At 69.6% G+C, this 15960-nt stretch carries 19 protein-coding genes and 1 pseudogene; 11 read left to right on the top strand and 9 right to left on the bottom strand.

Annotated features, from left to right (window positions below; all coding sequences use genetic code 11):
• Positions 1-57 precede the first annotated feature (57 nt).
• From NVS83_RS07935 to rpsU, 9 genes and pseudogenes are all read left to right on the top strand, one after another.
• Positions 58-180 carry a hypothetical protein gene (locus tag NVS83_RS07935; protein WP_374115028.1) on the top strand — a complete coding sequence of 41 codons (123 nt, stop codon included), beginning with the start codon at positions 58-60 and terminating at the stop codon, positions 178-180.
• A gap of 226 nt (positions 181-406) precedes the next feature.
• Positions 407-2305 (top strand): molecular chaperone DnaK, encoded by a 1899-nt coding sequence (dnaK, locus tag NVS83_RS07930; protein WP_258731973.1) that lies wholly within the window; start codon positions 407-409, stop codon positions 2303-2305.
• A gap of 188 nt (positions 2306-2493) precedes the next feature.
• Positions 2494-3633: a molecular chaperone DnaJ gene (gene dnaJ / locus NVS83_RS07925; protein ID WP_258738834.1), complete on the top strand. Its 1140-nt coding sequence runs from the start codon at positions 2494-2496 to the stop codon at positions 3631-3633.
• Between the two features lie 181 nt (positions 3634-3814).
• Entirely contained in the window at positions 3815-4429 is a 615-nt protein-coding gene (locus NVS83_RS07920) for a class I SAM-dependent methyltransferase (RefSeq protein WP_258731971.1), read from the top strand.
• Between the two features lie 119 nt (positions 4430-4548).
• Positions 4549-5130 (top strand): NADPH-dependent FMN reductase, encoded by a 582-nt coding sequence (locus NVS83_RS07915; protein WP_258738833.1) that lies wholly within the window; start codon positions 4549-4551, stop codon positions 5128-5130.
• 34 nt (positions 5131-5164) lie between these two features.
• The gene (pyrF, locus tag NVS83_RS07910) at positions 5165-5881 is read left to right on the top strand and encodes an orotidine-5'-phosphate decarboxylase (RefSeq protein ID WP_258738832.1); all 717 of its coding nucleotides are present in this window, start codon (positions 5165-5167) and stop codon (positions 5879-5881) included.
• A gap of 19 nt (positions 5882-5900) precedes the next feature.
• Positions 5901-6200: pseudogene (locus NVS83_RS23535) on the top strand (DUF1330 domain-containing protein); the annotation flags it as partial.
• Positions 6201-6254: 54 nt separating this feature from the next.
• Positions 6255-6521: a DUF1330 domain-containing protein gene (locus NVS83_RS23530; protein WP_374115033.1), complete on the top strand. Its 267-nt coding sequence runs from the start codon at positions 6255-6257 to the stop codon at positions 6519-6521.
• Positions 6522-6722: 201 nt separating this feature from the next.
• Positions 6723-6956 carry a 30S ribosomal protein S21 gene (gene rpsU / locus NVS83_RS07900; RefSeq protein WP_144341544.1) on the top strand — a complete coding sequence of 78 codons (234 nt, stop codon included), beginning with the start codon at positions 6723-6725 and terminating at the stop codon, positions 6954-6956.
• A gap of 226 nt (positions 6957-7182) precedes the next feature.
• On the opposite strand, the gene NVS83_RS07895 is transcribed toward rpsU, so the two are convergent.
• The 7 genes from NVS83_RS07895 to argB all read right to left on the bottom strand — a co-directional run bounded on the left by NVS83_RS07895 (position 7183) and on the right by argB (position 12482).
• A complete protein-coding gene (locus NVS83_RS07895; RefSeq protein ID WP_258731968.1) occupies positions 7183-7455 on the bottom strand; it encodes a hypothetical protein in 273 nt (90 codons plus the stop codon).
• Between the two features lie 141 nt (positions 7456-7596).
• Entirely contained in the window at positions 7597-8049 is a 453-nt protein-coding gene (locus NVS83_RS07890; protein ID WP_258731967.1) for a TIGR02301 family protein, read from the bottom strand.
• A gap of 42 nt (positions 8050-8091) precedes the next feature.
• Positions 8092-8535, bottom strand: a complete 444-nt coding sequence (locus tag NVS83_RS07885; protein WP_258738830.1) for an NUDIX hydrolase — start codon at positions 8533-8535, stop codon at positions 8092-8094.
• Between the two features lie 10 nt (positions 8536-8545).
• Entirely contained in the window at positions 8546-9787 is a 1242-nt protein-coding gene (gene dapE / locus NVS83_RS07880; RefSeq protein WP_258738829.1) for a succinyl-diaminopimelate desuccinylase, read from the bottom strand.
• Positions 9788-9910: 123 nt separating this feature from the next.
• On the bottom strand, positions 9911-10753 hold the full coding sequence (gene dapD / locus NVS83_RS07875; RefSeq protein ID WP_258738828.1) for a 2,3,4,5-tetrahydropyridine-2,6-dicarboxylate N-succinyltransferase: 843 nt from the start codon (positions 10751-10753) through the stop codon (positions 9911-9913).
• 76 nt (positions 10754-10829) lie between these two features.
• Positions 10830-11543: a pyrimidine 5'-nucleotidase gene (locus tag NVS83_RS07870; RefSeq protein ID WP_258738827.1), complete on the bottom strand. Its 714-nt coding sequence runs from the start codon at positions 11541-11543 to the stop codon at positions 10830-10832.
• A gap of 9 nt (positions 11544-11552) precedes the next feature.
• Entirely contained in the window at positions 11553-12482 is a 930-nt protein-coding gene (gene argB, locus NVS83_RS07865; protein WP_258731962.1) for an acetylglutamate kinase, read from the bottom strand.
• Between the two features lie 307 nt (positions 12483-12789).
• Between argB and NVS83_RS07860 the strand changes: the two genes are divergently transcribed.
• Complete coding sequence (locus tag NVS83_RS07860) at positions 12790-14163, top strand: MATE family efflux transporter (RefSeq protein ID WP_258738826.1); 1374 nt, start codon at positions 12790-12792, stop codon at positions 14161-14163.
• A gap of 12 nt (positions 14164-14175) precedes the next feature.
• Here NVS83_RS07860 and NVS83_RS07855 read toward each other — a convergent pair whose 3' ends face one another.
• Both NVS83_RS07855 and NVS83_RS07850 read right to left on the bottom strand, forming a co-directional pair.
• Positions 14176-14706, bottom strand: coding sequence for a chromate transporter (locus tag NVS83_RS07855; RefSeq protein WP_258731959.1), 531 nt, complete (start codon positions 14704-14706; stop codon positions 14176-14178).
• Positions 14703-15284, bottom strand: coding sequence for a chromate transporter (locus tag NVS83_RS07850; protein WP_258731958.1), 582 nt, complete (start codon positions 15282-15284; stop codon positions 14703-14705). Before NVS83_RS07850 ends, NVS83_RS07855 begins: the two co-directional genes overlap by 4 nt.
• 142 nt (positions 15285-15426) lie before the next feature.
• Between NVS83_RS07850 and NVS83_RS07845 the strand changes: the two genes are divergently transcribed.
• Entirely contained in the window at positions 15427-15918 is a 492-nt protein-coding gene (locus NVS83_RS07845; protein ID WP_258738825.1) for an MmcB family DNA repair protein, read from the top strand.
• The last annotated feature ends 42 nt before the right edge of the window (positions 15919-15960 follow it).

The raw sequence follows: 15960 nt of genomic DNA, 5'->3' as shown, positions 1-15960 counted from the left end.
CGCCGGCGGGCCGCCAGCGCCTATTCGAGCAACCACGAGCGCATCGCCTCCGGCGAGGTGGGCGGGCTGACGGCGGTCTATCTCCACGCGGTCGACGCGGTGGCGCTGGTGCACGCGCTGCTGCTGCGGCTGCAGGCGGTCATCCTGCCGATCCAGATCCTCGTCTTCGGCGGGCATTGAGGGGCGAGGAGCGGGAGCGGGCGCGCCGTTGCGGAGTGCCGCCTTAAACCGCACGCTCCTTCTTGCGGCGGAAACGGGTGCCCCCTATATCGGCGACGAACGGCGCGGATAGCGTCGTACCCTATTGTTTGGGGGCCGGTCCGGGGGCGCGGTGCGGTGAAAGCTCAGCCACGTCTCTCCGGGTGCTTCAATAAGGTCCGGCCGGCCTGCCGGAAGGAGAAACAATATGTCTAAAGTCATCGGCATCGACCTCGGCACGACCAATTCCTGCGTCGCCGTCATGGAAGGCACCTCGCCGAAGGTGATCGAGAACGCGGAAGGGGCGCGTACCACCCCGTCCATCGTCGCCTTCACCGAGGACGGCGAGCGCCTCGTCGGCCAGCCGGCCAAGCGCCAGGCGGTGACCAATCCCGAGCGCACCTTCTTCGCGGTCAAGCGCCTCATCGGCCGCCGCTACGAAGACCCGATCATCGAGAAGGACAAGAAGCTCGTCCCCTATTCGATCGTGAAGGGTGACAATGGCGACGCCTGGCTCGAGGCGGACGGCAAGAAATATTCGCCCTCGCAGATCTCCGCCTTCACGCTGCAGAAGATGAAGGAGACCGCGGAGGCCTATCTCGGCGCCAAGGTCGACAAGGCGGTCATCACCGTCCCGGCCTACTTCAACGACGCCCAGCGCCAGGCCACCAAGGACGCGGGCCGGATCGCCGGCCTCGAGGTGCTGCGCATCATCAACGAGCCGACCGCGGCTGCGCTCGCCTACGGCCTCGACAAGAAGTCGGCCGGCACGATCGCGGTCTACGACCTCGGCGGCGGCACCTTCGACGTCTCGATCCTCGAGATCGGCGACGGCGTGTTCGAGGTGAAGTCCACCAACGGCGACACGTTCCTCGGCGGTGAAGACTTCGACATGCGGCTCGTCAACTACCTCGCCGACGAGTTCAAGAAGGAGCAGGGCATCGACCTGCGCAACGACAAGCTCGCCCTCCAGCGCCTGAAGGAGGCGGCAGAGAAGGCCAAGATCGAGCTGTCGAGCGCGACCCAGACCGAGATCAACCTGCCCTTCATCACCGCCGACGCTTCGGGTCCGAAGCATCTGACGATGAAGCTCACCCGCGCCAAGTTCGAGGCGCTGGTCGACGACCTGATCCAGCGCACCGTCGAGCCCTGCAAGAAGGCGCTCAAGGATGCGGGCCTCTCGGCCGGTCAGATCGACGAGGTGGTGCTGGTCGGCGGCATGACCCGCATGCCGAAGGTCCAGGAGGCCGTGAAGCAGTTCTTCGGCAAGGAGCCCCACAAGGGCGTCAACCCGGACGAGGTGGTCGCCATCGGCGCCGCGATCCAGGCGGGCGTGCTGCAGGGCGACGTGAAGGACGTGCTGCTGCTCGACGTGACCCCGCTCTCGCTCGGCATCGAGACGCTGGGCGGCGTGTTCACGCGCCTCATCGACCGCAATACCACCATCCCGACCAAGAAGAGCCAGACCTTCTCCACCGCCGAGGACGGGCAGACCGCGGTCACGATCCGCGTCTTCCAGGGCGAGCGCGAGATGGCGGCGGACAACAAGATCCTCGGCCAGTTCGACCTCGTCGGCATTCCGCCGGCGCCGCGCGGCGTGCCGCAGATCGAGGTCGCCTTCGACATCGACGCCAACGGCATCGTCAACGTGTCGGCCAAGGACAAGGGCACGGGCAAGGAGCAGCAGATCCGCATCCAGGCTTCGGGCGGCCTGTCCGACTCCGACATCGACAAGATGGTGAAGGACGCCGAGGCGCACGCCGAGGAAGACAAGAAGCGTCGTGCTGCCGTCGAGGCGAAGAACCACGCCGAGGCTCTGGTGCACTCGACCGAGAAGGCCCTCGCCGAGCATGGCGACAAGGTCGGCGAGGCCGAGAAGAGCGCGATCGAGACGGCGCTTGCCGAGCTCAAGAGCGCCATCGAGGGTGACGACGCCGAGGCGATCAACGCCAAGACCAACGCCCTGGCGCAGGCCTCCCTCAAGCTCGGCGAGGCGATGTACGCCTCCCAGCAGGGCGAGGGCGCCGGTGCCGGCGAGGCGCCGAAGGACGACGTGGTGGACGCCGAGTTCACCGAGGTCGACGACGACAAGAAGAAGTCGGCCTGACCGGCTTCTGAGTTCAGTGCGCCCCCGGGAACCGTCCCGGGGGCGAAATTCATTCGGCATTGTGGATCGATGCATGAAACGCCGCCCGTGGCGGCAGGAATCCTGCATGATCCGCCTGCCTTGACCGTGTGCCCGCGCTTCCCGCGCGGGGTAAATCCGGTTCCGAACGTTGGGCGGCCCAACTACCCATGTCGAAGCGCGACTATTACGAAATCCTCGAGGTCACCAAGACCTGCTCCGACGGCGAGCTGAAGAGCTCCTATCGCAAGCTCGCCATGAAGTGGCACCCGGACCGCAATCCCGACAATTCGGATGCGGAATCGCGCTTCAAGGAGATCAGCGAGGCCTACGACGTCCTCAAGGACCCGCAGAAGCGCGCCGCCTATGACCGCTTCGGCCACCAGGCCTTCGACGGCGGCATGGGCGGCGGCGCCGGTCCCGGCTTCGGCGCGGATTTCGCCTCCACCTTCTCCGACATCTTCGACGACCTGTTCGGCATGGGCGGCCGGCGCGGGGGCGGCGGCGGGGGCCGTGGCCGCGAGCGCGGGGCGGACCTGCGCTACAACATGGAGATCACGCTGGAGGATGCGTTCAACGGCAAGGACGCCACCATCCACCTGCCGACCACCATCGTCTGCGAGACCTGCTCGGGCTCGGGCGCCAAGCCCGGCACCCAGCCGACCACCTGCCGCACCTGCCAGGGTTCGGGCCGCATCCGCCAGGCGCAGGGCTTCTTCACGCTGGAGCGCACCTGCCCGAGCTGCCAGGGCCGGGGCCAGGTGATCGACGAGCCCTGCCCGGCCTGCGCCGGCGCCGGCCGCACCACCAAGGAGCGCACGCTCCAGGTGGCGATCCCGCCGGGCGTCGAGGACGGCACGCGCATCCGCCTCGGCAATGAGGGCGAGGCGGGGCTGCGCGGCGGCCCGCCGGGCGATCTCTACATCTTCCTGTCGATCGCCCCGCACGAATTCTTCCAGCGCGACGGCGCCGACCTGTTCTGCCGCGTGCCGATCTCCATGGTGACGGCGGCGCTCGGCGGCTCCACCGAGGTGCCGACCATCGAGGGCGACACCACCAAGGTGAAGGTTCCCGAGGGCACCCAGTCCAGCCGGCGCTTCCGCCTGTCCGGCCGCGGCATGCCGGTGCTGCGCACGCGCAATCGCGGCGACATGTATGTGCAGGTGGTGGTCGAGACGCCGCAGAACCTCACGCGCCGCCAGCGCGAGCTGCTGGCCGAGTTCGACGCCGAATGTTCGAAGGAAACCCACCCCGAGGCAAATGGGTTCTTCGCCAAGGTAAAGGATTTCTTCGCCGGGGATGCCGACTAGCGGGGCGGGGCCGCGGGTAATCCCGGCCGGCCGGTCCTGTGATCGTCATGTTGTCGTATCGTAATCGGGTCGTCACGACCGGGTCTTAACATCGCCGGCCAAGATCATTAGGGTCACCGAGTCTCTCGACCTGCATTCCGGCTCGACACAGGTCCATCCGGCTCACTGGAATCCACGTGGTATGTTGCATCGTCCCGCCTCCGATTGTTCCAAGTCGCGTCCCGACGAAGTCCGCTTCTTCCAGTCCTGGCTGCAGAACCCGCTACGAACCGGAGCGGTGTCGCCCTCGGGCCGGGCGCTGGCGCGGACCATGGCGGGCTATGTGGATCCCCATTCCGACGGTCCGGTCATCGAGCTCGGGCCCGGCACCGGCCCGGTCACCTCGGCGCTGCTGGCGCGGGGCATCGCGCCCGAGCGGCTGGTGCTGATCGAGTACAATCCGGAATTCTGCAAGCTGCTGAAGGTGCGCTTTCCGGCGGCGACGGTCATTCGCGGCGACGCCTACGACATGAAGGGCACGCTCAACGGCGCCCTCGGCAAGCCGGCGGTCGCAGTCGTTTCCAGCCTGCCGCTGTTCACCCGCCCGGTTCACGAGCGCCACCAGCTGCTCGGCCAGGCGTTCGAGCTCTCGCGCCCGCGTGCGCCCTTCATCCAGTTCACCTATGCCGTGGTGTCGCCGGTGCCGCTCGAGGCTGGCCATCTCGACGCCCATCGCAGCCAGCGCATCTGGGCCAACCTGCCGCCCGCGCGGGTCTGGGTGTACCGCTCGCGCCAGGCCGAGGCGGTCGCCGCCTGATCGGCCGGCTGGCGGCCATCCACGCCCGGCCCTAGAGTGGCGAGGGCCAGCGGTGCGGGTTCTGTCCAGCGGGGCCCATCCGCCGCGGAGCCGAGCGACCGCCACCCACGGAGACCCGCATGCGCCCCCCGAGGATCCTGACCTTCGCCGGATCGATCCGCACCGGCTCCTATTCGGCGAGCCTTGCCGCGCTGGCGGCGAAGGAGCTCGCCCTGCTCGAATGCGAGCCGGTGCTGATCTCGCTCGCCGATTATCCGATGCCGATCTATGACGGCGACCACGAGGCCGCCGAGGGCTCGCCGGAGGCCGCCCGGCTGCTGCGCGAGCAGCTTCTCAGCGCCGACGGCGTGTTCATCGCGACGCCCGAATACAACGCCGCCGTACCGCCGCTGCTGAAGAACGCCATCGACTGGACCAGCCGCGTCAAGGGTGAGGGCGACCCGTTCCGCAAGCCCGTGTTCTGCATCGGCTCCACCTCGCCGGGCGCGCTCGGCGGCTACCGCGCCTCGATGATGCTGCGCCAGGTGCTGGCGCTCGGCCTCGGCGCGCTGGTGCTGGCCGAGCAGGCCATGGTCGCGGGCGCCTCGCAGGCCTTCGCCGAGAACGGCGACCTCAAGGACGAGCGCGCGCAGGAAAGGTTGCGCGCGACGCTTCGGGCGCTTATCGAGCAGGCGGCGCTCAGGGCGGGTCTGCGCGTCTGAGTCGCAGGAAGCCTCGAACGATGAGCCGTGAGCGATGAGCGCGCCAGTCCCCGACCCCCGCGACCGGCTGATCGTCGCGCTCGACCTTCCCTCGGTGGGAGCGGCGGAAAGCGTCGTCTCGCGCATCGGCGAGGCCGCGACCCTCTACAAGATCGGCTATGAGCTCGGCTTCGCCGGCGGCCTCGGCTTCGCCCGCGAGCTGATCGCCGACGGCAAGAAGGTGTTCATCGACTTCAAGCTGCACGACATCGGCAACACGGTGGCGCGCGGGGTGGCGAGCCTCGCCGCGCTCGGCGCAAGCTTCGCCACCGTCCACGCCTATCCCCAGACCATGCGGGCGGCGATGGAGGGCAAGGGCGCGAGCCCGCTGCGCATCCTCGCCGTGACCGTGCTCACGTCCTATGACGAGGCCGACCTCGTGGAGGCCGGCTACGCCCAGGGCGTCGACGCCACTGTCGCCGCGCGGGTGGCGCAGGCGCGCGAGATCGGCGTCGATGGCATCGTCTGCGCCCCGACCGACGCCGCCTCGGTGCGTGCGGCGCTGGGGCCGAAGCGCGCCATCGTCACGCCGGGCGTACGCCCGCACGGCGCCTCGGCGGGCGACCAGAAGCGGGTCGCCACCCCGTCCGAGGCGATCCGGGCCGGCGCCGACCATCTCGTCGTCGGCCGGCCGATCGTCGCCGCGCGCGACCCCGCCGCCGCCGCGCGGGCGGTGCAGGCGGAGATCGCCGCCGCGCTCGCCGCTTCCTGACATGTGAGAAAGGTGCGAAATGGCCAAGGGCTACTGGATCAGCCGGCTCGATGTCACCGATGCCGAAGGCTACAAGCCCTATATCGAGGGCGCCAACGGGGCCATCGCCGCCCATGGCGGGCGGTTCCTGACCCGCGGCGGGGCCTTCGAGGCGCTGGAAGGCGCCTCGCGCTCCCGCAACGTGGTGGTCGAGTTCAAGGACTACGAGACCGCGCTCGCCTGCTTCCATTCGCCCGAATATCAGGCCGCCTACGCGCACCGGCTCGCCTCCTCCGAGGGCGACCATCTGGTGATCGAGGGTTATGAGGGCGACCAGCCGGCGGCGGGCGTCGTCGACGGCCCGGCGGAAGGGCCGGGCGCCGCCTACTGGATCATGCGCATCGACGTGCACGATCCCGAGACCTACAAGTCCTACATCGTCGCCGACGCGGTCGCGATCGAGGCCTATCGCGGCTGGTTCCTGGTGCGCGGCGGGCGGCACGAGGCGGTGCACGGGCCGGCGCGTTCGCGCAACGTGGTGCTCGCCTTCAAGGACTACGAGACCGCGCTCGCCTGCTACCGTTCGCCTGAATATCAGAAGGCCTTCGCCTTCCGCTCCAGGTCGGCGGTCGCCGAAGCGATCGTCATCCAGGGCGGCTGACGGCGCCTGAGGCAACGGAATCGGCGCTGATTCGCGGCGCCGGGCGGCGCGGCGCCGGACTCCATGTGGACAAGTCTGGCGCGGTCTGCTAAGTGCGCCACCTTGACCGTCGGCCCGTGGTGCCACGCCCGTGTGACGCCCGCTTCCGGTCTCCTTACATTCAACGCATGCGCGCAAGCGAAGGCACGAAGAGGAAGCAACGTGCAGGTTCTCGTTCGGGACAACAATGTCGATCAGGCGCTCAAGGCGCTGAAGAAGAAGATGCAGCGCGAAGGCATTTTCCGCGAGATGAAGCTGCGCGGCCACTACGAGAAGCCGTCCGAGAAGCGCGCCCGCGAGGAGGCCGAGGCCATCCGCCGCGCCCGCAAGCTGGCGCGCAAGCGCGCCCAGCGCGAAGGTCTGCTTCCCTCGAAGCCGAAGCCGGCCGGCCGCTGAGCCTGCGGCCCCGCATCGCGGGGCTTCGCTTCATCTGACGAGACGCAAGGCGCGGTGACCGATGTCGCCGCGCTTTTTGTCGTTCCGGGCCAGCCCGCAACGTTTTGGCTCTACCGCCGACGGGCCGGACGAGCCAAGACACGGCTGCTCGCGGCAGCCGGCCAGGTTGGGGGGGAAGCTCAGAGGCGCTGGAAGGTTCGGAGGCGCGGGAAGAAGGCGTCGCCGCTCACTGGCGGTTGAAGGGCACCGTGTATTCGCCCGCGCGGATGCGCACGGCCAGCCGCTCGGCGAATTCGGCGGCGGCGTCCTCGCCATAGGTGGCGACCAGCGAGCGGATCGCGGTGAAGAGGGCGGCCTGGGCCAGGCAATCCTCGTCGAGGCCGTCATAGACCGCCTCGTTCCACGCTTCATCGAGATAGGCGAGCGCGGCGTGCCGCGCGTCCTCATGGGCCTGGTCGGCCTTCTCATCGATGTCATGCGTCTCGGGAAGCTGGGACAAAATGTTTCCTCCGCGCGGCGGTGACATGATCTAGGGGGACACTAGCACGCCAGCCGCGCCGTTCCGCCCAAGAATTGAAGGACGGTTAACATGGTGAGGCAAAAATGGGGCGAGCGCCATTGCGTCGCATGCTTTTTGCCGTCAGTTGCTCCCGTACCGCGCGGCGATGTCGCGCGAGAGCTTCGCGCCCGCCTCCAGATAGCGCTGGCTGGCGAGTTCGGCCGAGGGCGTGCAGCTCCGGTAGACCTGCTTGTAGCTCTCATAGCCGCGGTTGAAGGCGGCGATGAGCTGGCTGCGCCGCCCGTCGGAGGGGTGCTCGGAATTGAGGATTCCGGCCATCTCGTCACGCCAGCGGGTCGGCTCCACCGCGCCGCAGAGCGGGCGGATATAGTGCAGCGCGCCGAGGATCTCCGACAGCCGCAGAAGGTCGCCCTCATAAGGCGGCGGCGCGCCTTCCGTCGTCTGGGCCCGCGCCGGCGCGCCCGCGAGCGTCAGGCCGAGCACTAAGCCGAGCGCCAGTGCCGCGCCGAGCGCGACCCGCGCCGCGTGCGGGGAAGGGCCGAGCCGAAGCGGTGAGGGAAGGAAGGCGGTCATGAGCGATTGGTGGTCTCCCATCGGGGCGTCGTCAAGGCCGGTTCAGCCGAGCGCGTCGGGCGCGTCGTCGGCGATGGCGAGGGCATGGGCCGCCTCGACGATGCCTGCGAGGCCGGGCGTGACGTCGTCCGGCAGCGCATCGGGCGCGAACCAGCCGATCTCGGCCGCCTCCGGCCCGGTCGCCGGCTCGCCCGAAACCCACCGCGCGGCGTGGCTGACCACCACGTAATGCGCGCTCAGGCTGCCCGCCTCGTCGTGCCGGATCACGTCGACCGCACCGGCGACGCCGAGAATGGCGCAGGCGACGCCCACCTCCTCCATCACCTCGCGCATGGCCGCCTGCGCCAGCGTCTCGCCCGGCTCGACCCGTCCGCCCGGCAGCGTCCACAGCCCGAGCGAGGGGCGCTGGCCGCGCCGCGCCAGCAGCACGCGCCCGTCGCGGAACACGGCGGCGCTGGTGGCGAGGACGGGGCGCGGGGTGTTCATGCCAGTCGTCTCAGCGGCCGAAGGTGGCGAAATAGCGCTCGATGATGCCGGCATAGACCCGCGTCAGCGCCTGGATCTCGTCGACCGGCGTCGATTCATCGACCGCATGCATGGTGGTGCCGACGAGGCCGAACTCGATCACCGGGCAGTAGTCCTTGATGAAGCGCGCATCCGAGGTGCCGCCCGTGGTGGAGAGCTCGGGCGTCTGCCCGGTCGCCTGCGCGATCGCCTCCACCGCGAGCTCGACGAAGGCGCCGGGCGCGGTGAGGAAGCTGTCGGAGGAGCGGGCCTCGAAGTCGACGCTCCAGCGCACCGAATTGCCCGCCGCCTCGCGCAGGCGCTTCTCGATCTCGGCGGCCAGCGTCTGCGGCGTCCACAATTCGTTGAAGCGGACGTTGAAGCGCGCCCGCGCCTCGGCCGGAATGACGTTGTAGGCGGGATTGCCGACATCGACCGAGACCACTTCGAGGTTCGACGCCTGGAAATGCGTGTTGCCACTGTCGAGCGGCTCGCCGGAAAGGCCCGCCAGCAGCTTCATCAGGCCGGGAATGGGATTGTCCGCGAGGTGCGGATAGCCCACATGGCCCTGCTTGCCGTGCACGGTGAGCGTGCCCGACAGCGAGCCGCGCCGGCCGATCTTGACCATGTCGCCCAGCACCGCGCGGCTGGAGGGCTCGCCCAGCACGCAATGGTCGAGCCGCTCGTCGCGGTCGGCCAGCCAGCGCAGCAGCTTCTCCGTGCCGTTGATGGCCGGGCCTTCCTCGTCGCCGGTGATGAGGAAGGAGATCGAGCCCGGCGCCATCTCGCCCTCGCTCGCCGCGCCGCCATGGCTGTGCGCGAAGTCGATGCCGGCGGCGACGAAGGCGGCGACGCCTCCCTTCATGTCCACCGCGCCGCGCCCGTAGAGCAGCCCGCCATGGATCGCGCCCTCGAAGGGTGGGAAGCGCCAGTGCGAGGGGTCGCCGGGCGGGACCACGTCGGTATGGCCGGCAAAGCACAGGTTCGGCCCCTTGGTGCCGAAGCGGGCATAGAGGTTTTCGACGTCCGGCGTGTCGGGGCCCGTCAGCTTCACGCGGTGGACGGTGAAGCCGGCGGCGCCGAGCATGCCCTCGAGACAGGCCAGCGCCCCGCCCTCCTGCGGCGTCACCGAGGGGCAGCGGATGAGCGACCGGGCGATCTCGACCGGATCGGTCCCGGAAGGGGCCGTCCCGGCGGCGTCCGCCCCGGGCTGAACGGGAGTTGGGTCGGCCATGCGACATCTCCTCGAACCGTCGCCCCGGCGCGGCCGAGGCCGGTCGGGGCTGTTGGGAAGGCTCGGCGCTCTACCGCCTAGCCGGTGTTTCGGCCGGGATGACGGCAGAACCGCCCCCGGCGATCAATCCCTCAGGAGGTCGTTGATCGAGGTCTTGGAACGGGTCTGCGCGTCGACCCGCTTCACGATCACCGCACAGTAGAGCGAGGGGCCGGGCGTGCCGTCCGGCAGCGGCTTGCCGGGCAGCGAGCCGGGCACCACCACCGAATAGGCCGGCACCTCGCCGACGAACACCTCGCCGGTGCTGCGGTCGATGATCTTGGTGGTGGCGGAGATGAACACGCCCATGGAGAGCACCGAGCCGGTGCGCACGATCACGCCCTCGACCACTTCCGAGCGCGCGCCGATGAAGCAGTCGTCCTCGATGATGACCGGGCCGGCCTGCAGCGGCTCCAGCACGCCGCCGATGCCGACGCCGCCCGACAGGTGCACGTTCCGGCCGATCTGGGCGCAGCTTCCCACCGTCGCCCAGGTGTCGACCATGGAGTTCTCGCCGACATGGGCGCCGAGATTGACGAAGGAGGGCATCAGCACGACGTTCGGCGCGATGAAGGCCGAGCGGCGCACGATCGCGCCCGGCACGGCGCGGAAGCCCGCGGCGCGGAACTCGCCCTCGCCCCAGCCCTCGAACTTGGAGGGCACCTTGTCCCACCAGTGCGCCCCGCCCGGGGCGCCGGGGATCGGCGTCATGTCGTTCAGGCGGAAGGAGAGCAGCACCGCCTTCTTGAGCCACTGGTTGACGGTCCAGTTGCCGTCGGCACCCTGCTCGGCGACCCGCGCCTTGCCGGCATCGAGCAGGGCGAGCGCCTCGTTCACCGCATGGCGCACGGCGCCGCCGGTCTCGAAATTGACCTCGGCGCGCTTTTCGAACGCGTCCTCGACGATGCTCTTCAGTTCGCTCGACATCCGGCCTCTCCTTTATCCGGCGCGTCTTGTCCGGGCGCGGACGGGTTCTGTCAACGGCTGATCGGCGCGCGCATGCCTATGATCGGCGCAGCCCGGTGAGGAAGCCGGTGAGATCGTCGGTCACGACGTCGATATGGCCCGCGTCGCGCCCCTCGTGCTCCCACGCCTCGCGGTCGGCCGGGTTGACGGCGAGGCCCGGCGGGACGACCAGCACGGTGCGCATGCCGAGCGTCGCTGGCACTTCGAGATTGCGCGCCAGATCCTCGAACATGGCGGCCCGTCCCGGGTCGACGTCGAAGCGCCGGAGGAAGCCACGATAGGCCGCCTCCTGCGGCTTGGGGTGGAACTCGGCCGAGACGATGTCGTGCACGTCGGCGAAATGGTGAGAGATGCCGAGCTTGGCCAGCACCGCCTCGGCATGGCGGCGCGAGCCGTTGGTGTAGACGAGCTTGCGCCCGGGCAGCGCGCCGATCGCCTCGCCCAGCGCGGGGGCGGCGTCGAGCTCGGACAGGTCGATGGCGTGGACCTCGGCGAGGAAGGCGTCGGGGTCCATCGCGTGCTCGATCATCAGCCCGCGCAGCGAGGTGCCGTATTTGCGGTAATAGCTCTTCTGCAGCGCGAAGGCCTCGTCGAGCGACAGGCCGAGGAACGCCGCGATATAGGCGCGCATCTTCATGTCGATCTGCCGCCACAGGTCGAGCCCGGGCGGGTAGAGCGTGTTGTCGAGATCGAACACCCAGGTGTCGATCCGCGTGAAGTCGGCCCCGGGGGCGGCGGCGGATTCGGGCATGGTCCCGCCTCAGCGCGTGATCAGCGTGCCGGCGCCGTGGTCGGTCAGCAGCTCCAGCAGCACCGCGTGCGGCACCTTGCCGTCGAGGATGACGACCCCCTCCACGCCCTGCTCGAGCGCGTAGATGCAGGTCTCGACCTTGGGAATCATGCCGCCCGAGATCGTGCCGTCGGCGATCAGCGCGCGCGCCTGCGAGATGGTCAGTTCCTTGATCAGGTTCTTGTCGCGGTCGAGCACGCCGGGCACGTCGGTCAGCAGCAGCAGGCGCTTGGCGTTCAGCGCGCCGGCGATGGCGCCGGCGAAGGTGTCGGCATTGACGTTGAAGGTGCCGCCGTCGCGGCCGGTGGCGACCGGGGCGAGGACCGGGACGAGGTCGCGGCCGAGGATCTGGTCGAGCACCGTGGTGTCCACCTTCTCCGGTTCGCCGACGAAGCCGAGATCGACCACCTTCTCGATGTTGGAATCGGGATCGCGCACGCTGCGCGTCACCTTGGAGGCGACGACCATGTTGCCGTCCTTGCCGGACAGGCCGAGCGCCTTGCCGCCGGCCTCGTTGATGAAGCCGACCAGGGATTTGTTGATCGAGCCGGCCAGCACCATCTCGACGATCTCGACCGTCGCCTTGTCGGTGATGCGCAGCCCGGCGGCGAATTCCGACTTGATGCCGAGCTTGGCCAGCATGGCGCCGATCTGCGGCCCGCCGCCATGCACCACCACCGGGTTCACGCCGGACTGCTCGAGCAGCACGATGTCCTGCGCGAAGTCGCGCGCCACCTGTTCGTCGCCCATGGCGTGGCCGCCATACTTCACCACGATGGTGGCGTCGTCATAGCGCTGCATGTGCGGCAGCGCCTGGACGAGCACGCGCGCCTTGGCGTGGTCATCGATGGGGTCGATGTTGACGTCGTCGGTCGGGGTGGCGGTGGTGGCGGCGGTCATGGCGGATCCGTCTCGCGGGAGGATGCGGGGCTTGCGGCGCGCCGCCGTCCGGCGGGCCGGCAGCGGTGTCGAGGCGTGCCCTTCTAGCCGATTTCGGTGACGCTTCTCAATAATCCGCCGAGGTTTCGGCGCCTTCCCTTCGAGGCGCGGCAGCCGCGCAAGCGCTCGATTGCGGGCCCATGCCTGTCGCGCGCGGCCTTTCGATGCCATATGCGCCTGCATGAGTGCTCCGTCCGCCGGTACCCCCTTCCGCTCCCCGATCAGACCTCGCTTCGTCGAGGGCTCCACGCTGCGTCACGTTGCGGTGATGACGGCGACCGGCTCGATCGGCCTCGTCGCGGTGTTCGTCGTCGACCTGCTCAACCTGTTCTACATCTCGCTGCTCGGCGAGGAGGAACTGGCGGCGGCGATCGGCTATGCCGGCACGGTGATGTTCTTCACCACCTCGGTCGCCATCGGGGTGATGATCGCCGGTTCGGCGCTGGTCTCGCGCGCCATCGGCAGCGGCCACGCGCAGGACGGGCGGCGCCTGTCGACCTCCTCCATGGTCTACATGGTGCTGGCGACGGTGCTGCTGGTCGCGGTGATGCTTCCCTTTGTCGGGCCGATGCTGGCGCTGCTCGGCGCCTCCGGCCGCACGCTGGAGCTCGCCCGCGGCTTTCTCCTCATCGTGCTGCCCTCCACGCCCCTGCTCGGCATCGGCATGGCGGCCTCGGGCGTGCTGCGCGGGGTGGGCGATGCGCGTCGCTCCATGTGGGTGACGCTGTGCGGCGGGCTCGCCACGGCGGTGCTCGATCCGCTGCTGATCCTGGCGCTGGGGCTGGGCGTCGAGGGCGCGGCGATCGCCTCGGTGATCTCGCGCGCGGCGATGACCGCCTACGGGCTCTACGCGGTGGTCCGCATCCATCATCTCGCCGAACGTCCGCGCCTGTCCGCCTTCCTGGCCGATGTCGGACCGCTCTCGGCCATCGCCGTGCCGGCGATCCTGACCAATGTCGCGACCCCGGTCGGCAATGCCTACGTCACTTATGCTCTGGCGCCGCATGGCGACGCGGCGATCGCGGCCTGGGCGGTGATCGGGCGCATCATCCCGGTCGCCTTCGGCCCGCTCTTCGCGCTCACCGGCGCCATCGGCCCGGTGGTCGGCCAGAATGTCGGCGCGCTGCGCTACGACCGGGTGCGGCAGGCGATCCGCGACAGCCTCAAGCTGATCATCTCCTATGTCGTGCTGATCTGGCTGGCCCTGGCGCTGGCGCGCCTGCCGCTCGCCGGCCTGTTCGGCCTGTCGCCGGAGGGCGAGGAACTGGTCGCCTTCTTCTGCCTCTATGCTGCCGGCAGCTTCGTGTTCCAGGGTGCGCTGTTCACCGCCAACGCGGCCTTCAACAATCTCGGCGCGCCGCTGATGTCGACCGGCTTCAACTGGGCGCGGGCGACGATCGGCACCATTCCGCTGGTCTGGCTCGGCGGGCACTGGTTCGGCGCCGAAGGGGTCATCGGCGGACAGGCGATCGGCTCGGTGGCGTTCGGCGTCGCGGCGCTGATCTGCGCCTTCTCGCTTGTGGCGCGGCTGCAGAGCCAGGCCCGTCCGCCCGAGCGCGGCACGCCGCTCGCCGGCGCCGAGCTGCCGCCCTTCTCGCGCGGCGAGGGTGCCTCCGCCATCGAGCAGGAAGGGCTGGGCTGAGAGGCGATTGCCTCAGATGAGGCCGGCCGCCCCCAGTATCGCGCCGCCGGCCATCAGCCAGATCGGGCTGATGCGGGTCAGAAGCAGCACCACCATGGTAACCGCGGTATAGGCGGCGGTGGCATAGCTGCGCGCCGCGCCCTCGGCGAGGATCAGGCCGCTGGCGATGATCAGGCCGACGGTGAGCGGCACCAGCGCGCCCTGCACGACGCGGCGCCAGCGGGCGGCGCGGAAACGGTGCCAGATGCCGCCGACGACATAGGCAATGACGCAGGTCGGCCCGGTCATGGCGAGCGTCGCCACGATCGCGCCCCACACGCCCGCGACGTGCCAGCCGATCAGCGTCACCACCAGCATGTTGGGCCCGGGCGCCGCCTGGGCGATGGCGTAGTTCTGGGCGAACTGGACGTCGCTCATCCAGCCGGCCACGTCCACGACCTGCCGGTGGATTTCCGGCAGCACCACATTAGCGCCGCCGACGGCGAAGATCGAGATCGCCAGGAAGTGCAGCGCGAGCGCGACCAGCGGGTTGGAATCGTTCATCGCGGGCGTCTCTCCACCCACCAGGACAGGGCGATCGAGATCACCCCCAGCGTCAGCATGACCACCGGCAGCGACAGGCCGAGCACGGCGATGGCGATGAAGGCGGCGGCGGCGATGGCGATGGTGTGGACCCGCGGGCGGCGATAGATCGGCTCCGCCATGCGCACGCCCATCGCGAGCACCAGCCCGGCGGCGGCGGCGGCGAGGCCCGCCAGCATGTCCGACACCGCCTGCACGTCCGCATAGTGGCTGAACAGGATGCTCGCCAGCACCACGCCCGTGCCCGGCACCAGCACCAGCCCGAGAAAGGCGACGACGGAGCCGGCCGGACCGCAGAAGCGCCCGCCCACCACGATCGCCAGGTTGATGATGTTCGGGCCGGGCAGGAACTGGGCGAGCCCGATCAGCTCGGTGAACTCGTCCGGGGTGATCCAGCGATAGCGCTCCACCAGCGCGCGCCGGGCGATCGGCAGCACGCCGCCGAAAGCGATCACGGCGACCGACAGGAACCCGACGAAAAGCTGCACCAGTCCGGGCGGCGGACTGAGCGGCTCGATGGGCGATGGCGACTTGTTCATGGAGGCGATCACGGGAGGGAGTGCGTGCCTATTAGACGAATCGCGCGCGGCACGTAACGCCCGTCTGCATTCAATTTACATTGCACGTCGTGTGGCAGGGCGCCGCCTTCCGTTCGCGAATGAGAACGGATAGGGTACGAACATGGATCAGGCGCTCGCTTCCCTCTCCATCGTCATGCCGCTCGACGGACGCCAGTCCGAGACCGCCCGCGCGATCCAGCGCGGCGCGCTGCGCTATCTGGCGGCGCGCGGGCTGGTCGGTGTGCCCGAGTTCTCGCTCGCCTCAGGACGGCGCGCCGACATCGCCGCCATCGACGGGCGCGGCGAGGTGTGGGTGGTGGAGATCAAGTCGTCGGTCACCGATTTCCGCACCGACCGCAAATGGGCGGACTATCGCCTGCATTGCGACCGGCTGTTCTTCGCGGTCGGGCCGGACTTTCCGGTCGAGATCCTGCCCGAGGATGCCGGCGTCATGGTCGCGGACCAGTTCGGCGCCGGGCTGCTGCGCGAGGCGCCCCGCCACCCGATGCCCGGGGCGACGCGGCGCGCGGTGACGCTGCGCCTCGCGCGCACCGCGGCCGGCCGCCTGATGGGGCTGATGGACCCGGACGGCGTGCGCGGCATCGAACTCTAGGAGGGGATAACCGGCGCGCGTGCTTGCATCGCGGGCCGCGCC

The sequence above is a fragment of the Ancylobacter mangrovi genome (assembly GCF_024752335.1).
Lineage (GTDB): Bacteria > Pseudomonadota > Alphaproteobacteria > Rhizobiales > Xanthobacteraceae > Ancylobacter > Ancylobacter mangrovi.
This window is presented reverse-complemented; position numbering and strand designations above follow the sequence as displayed.

What these genes read in the sequence shown, in the direction of transcription:
- dnaK (WP_258731973.1), top strand. Translation starts at nt 407, where the DNA reads ATGTCTAAAGTCATCGGCATCGACCTCGGCACGACCAATTCCTGCGTC.
- dnaJ (WP_258738834.1), top strand. Translation starts at nt 2,494, where the DNA reads ATGTCGAAGCGCGACTATTACGAAATCCTCGAGGTCACCAAGACCTGC.
- NVS83_RS07920 (WP_258731971.1), top strand. Translation starts at nt 3,815, where the DNA reads ATGTTGCATCGTCCCGCCTCCGATTGTTCCAAGTCGCGTCCCGACGAA.
- NVS83_RS07915 (WP_258738833.1), top strand. Translation starts at nt 4,549, where the DNA reads ATGCGCCCCCCGAGGATCCTGACCTTCGCCGGATCGATCCGCACCGGC.
- pyrF (WP_258738832.1), top strand. Translation starts at nt 5,165, where the DNA reads ATGAGCGCGCCAGTCCCCGACCCCCGCGACCGGCTGATCGTCGCGCTC.
- NVS83_RS23530 (WP_374115033.1), top strand. Translation starts at nt 6,255, where the DNA reads ATGCGCATCGACGTGCACGATCCCGAGACCTACAAGTCCTACATCGTC.
- NVS83_RS07890 (WP_258731967.1), bottom strand. Translation starts at nt 8,049, where the DNA reads ATGACCGCCTTCCTTCCCTCACCGCTTCGGCTCGGCCCTTCCCCGCAC.
- NVS83_RS07885 (WP_258738830.1), bottom strand. Translation starts at nt 8,535, where the DNA reads ATGAACACCCCGCGCCCCGTCCTCGCCACCAGCGCCGCCGTGTTCCGC.
- dapE (WP_258738829.1), bottom strand. Translation starts at nt 9,787, where the DNA reads ATGGCCGACCCAACTCCCGTTCAGCCCGGGGCGGACGCCGCCGGGACG.
- dapD (WP_258738828.1), bottom strand. Translation starts at nt 10,753, where the DNA reads ATGTCGAGCGAACTGAAGAGCATCGTCGAGGACGCGTTCGAAAAGCGC.
- NVS83_RS07870 (WP_258738827.1), bottom strand. Translation starts at nt 11,543, where the DNA reads ATGCCCGAATCCGCCGCCGCCCCCGGGGCCGACTTCACGCGGATCGAC.
- argB (WP_258731962.1), bottom strand. Translation starts at nt 12,482, where the DNA reads ATGACCGCCGCCACCACCGCCACCCCGACCGACGACGTCAACATCGAC.
- NVS83_RS07860 (WP_258738826.1), top strand. Translation starts at nt 12,790, where the DNA reads ATGACGGCGACCGGCTCGATCGGCCTCGTCGCGGTGTTCGTCGTCGAC.
- NVS83_RS07855 (WP_258731959.1), bottom strand. Translation starts at nt 14,706, where the DNA reads ATGAACGATTCCAACCCGCTGGTCGCGCTCGCGCTGCACTTCCTGGCG.
- NVS83_RS07850 (WP_258731958.1), bottom strand. Translation starts at nt 15,284, where the DNA reads ATGAACAAGTCGCCATCGCCCATCGAGCCGCTCAGTCCGCCGCCCGGA.
- NVS83_RS07845 (WP_258738825.1), top strand. Translation starts at nt 15,427, where the DNA reads ATGGATCAGGCGCTCGCTTCCCTCTCCATCGTCATGCCGCTCGACGGA.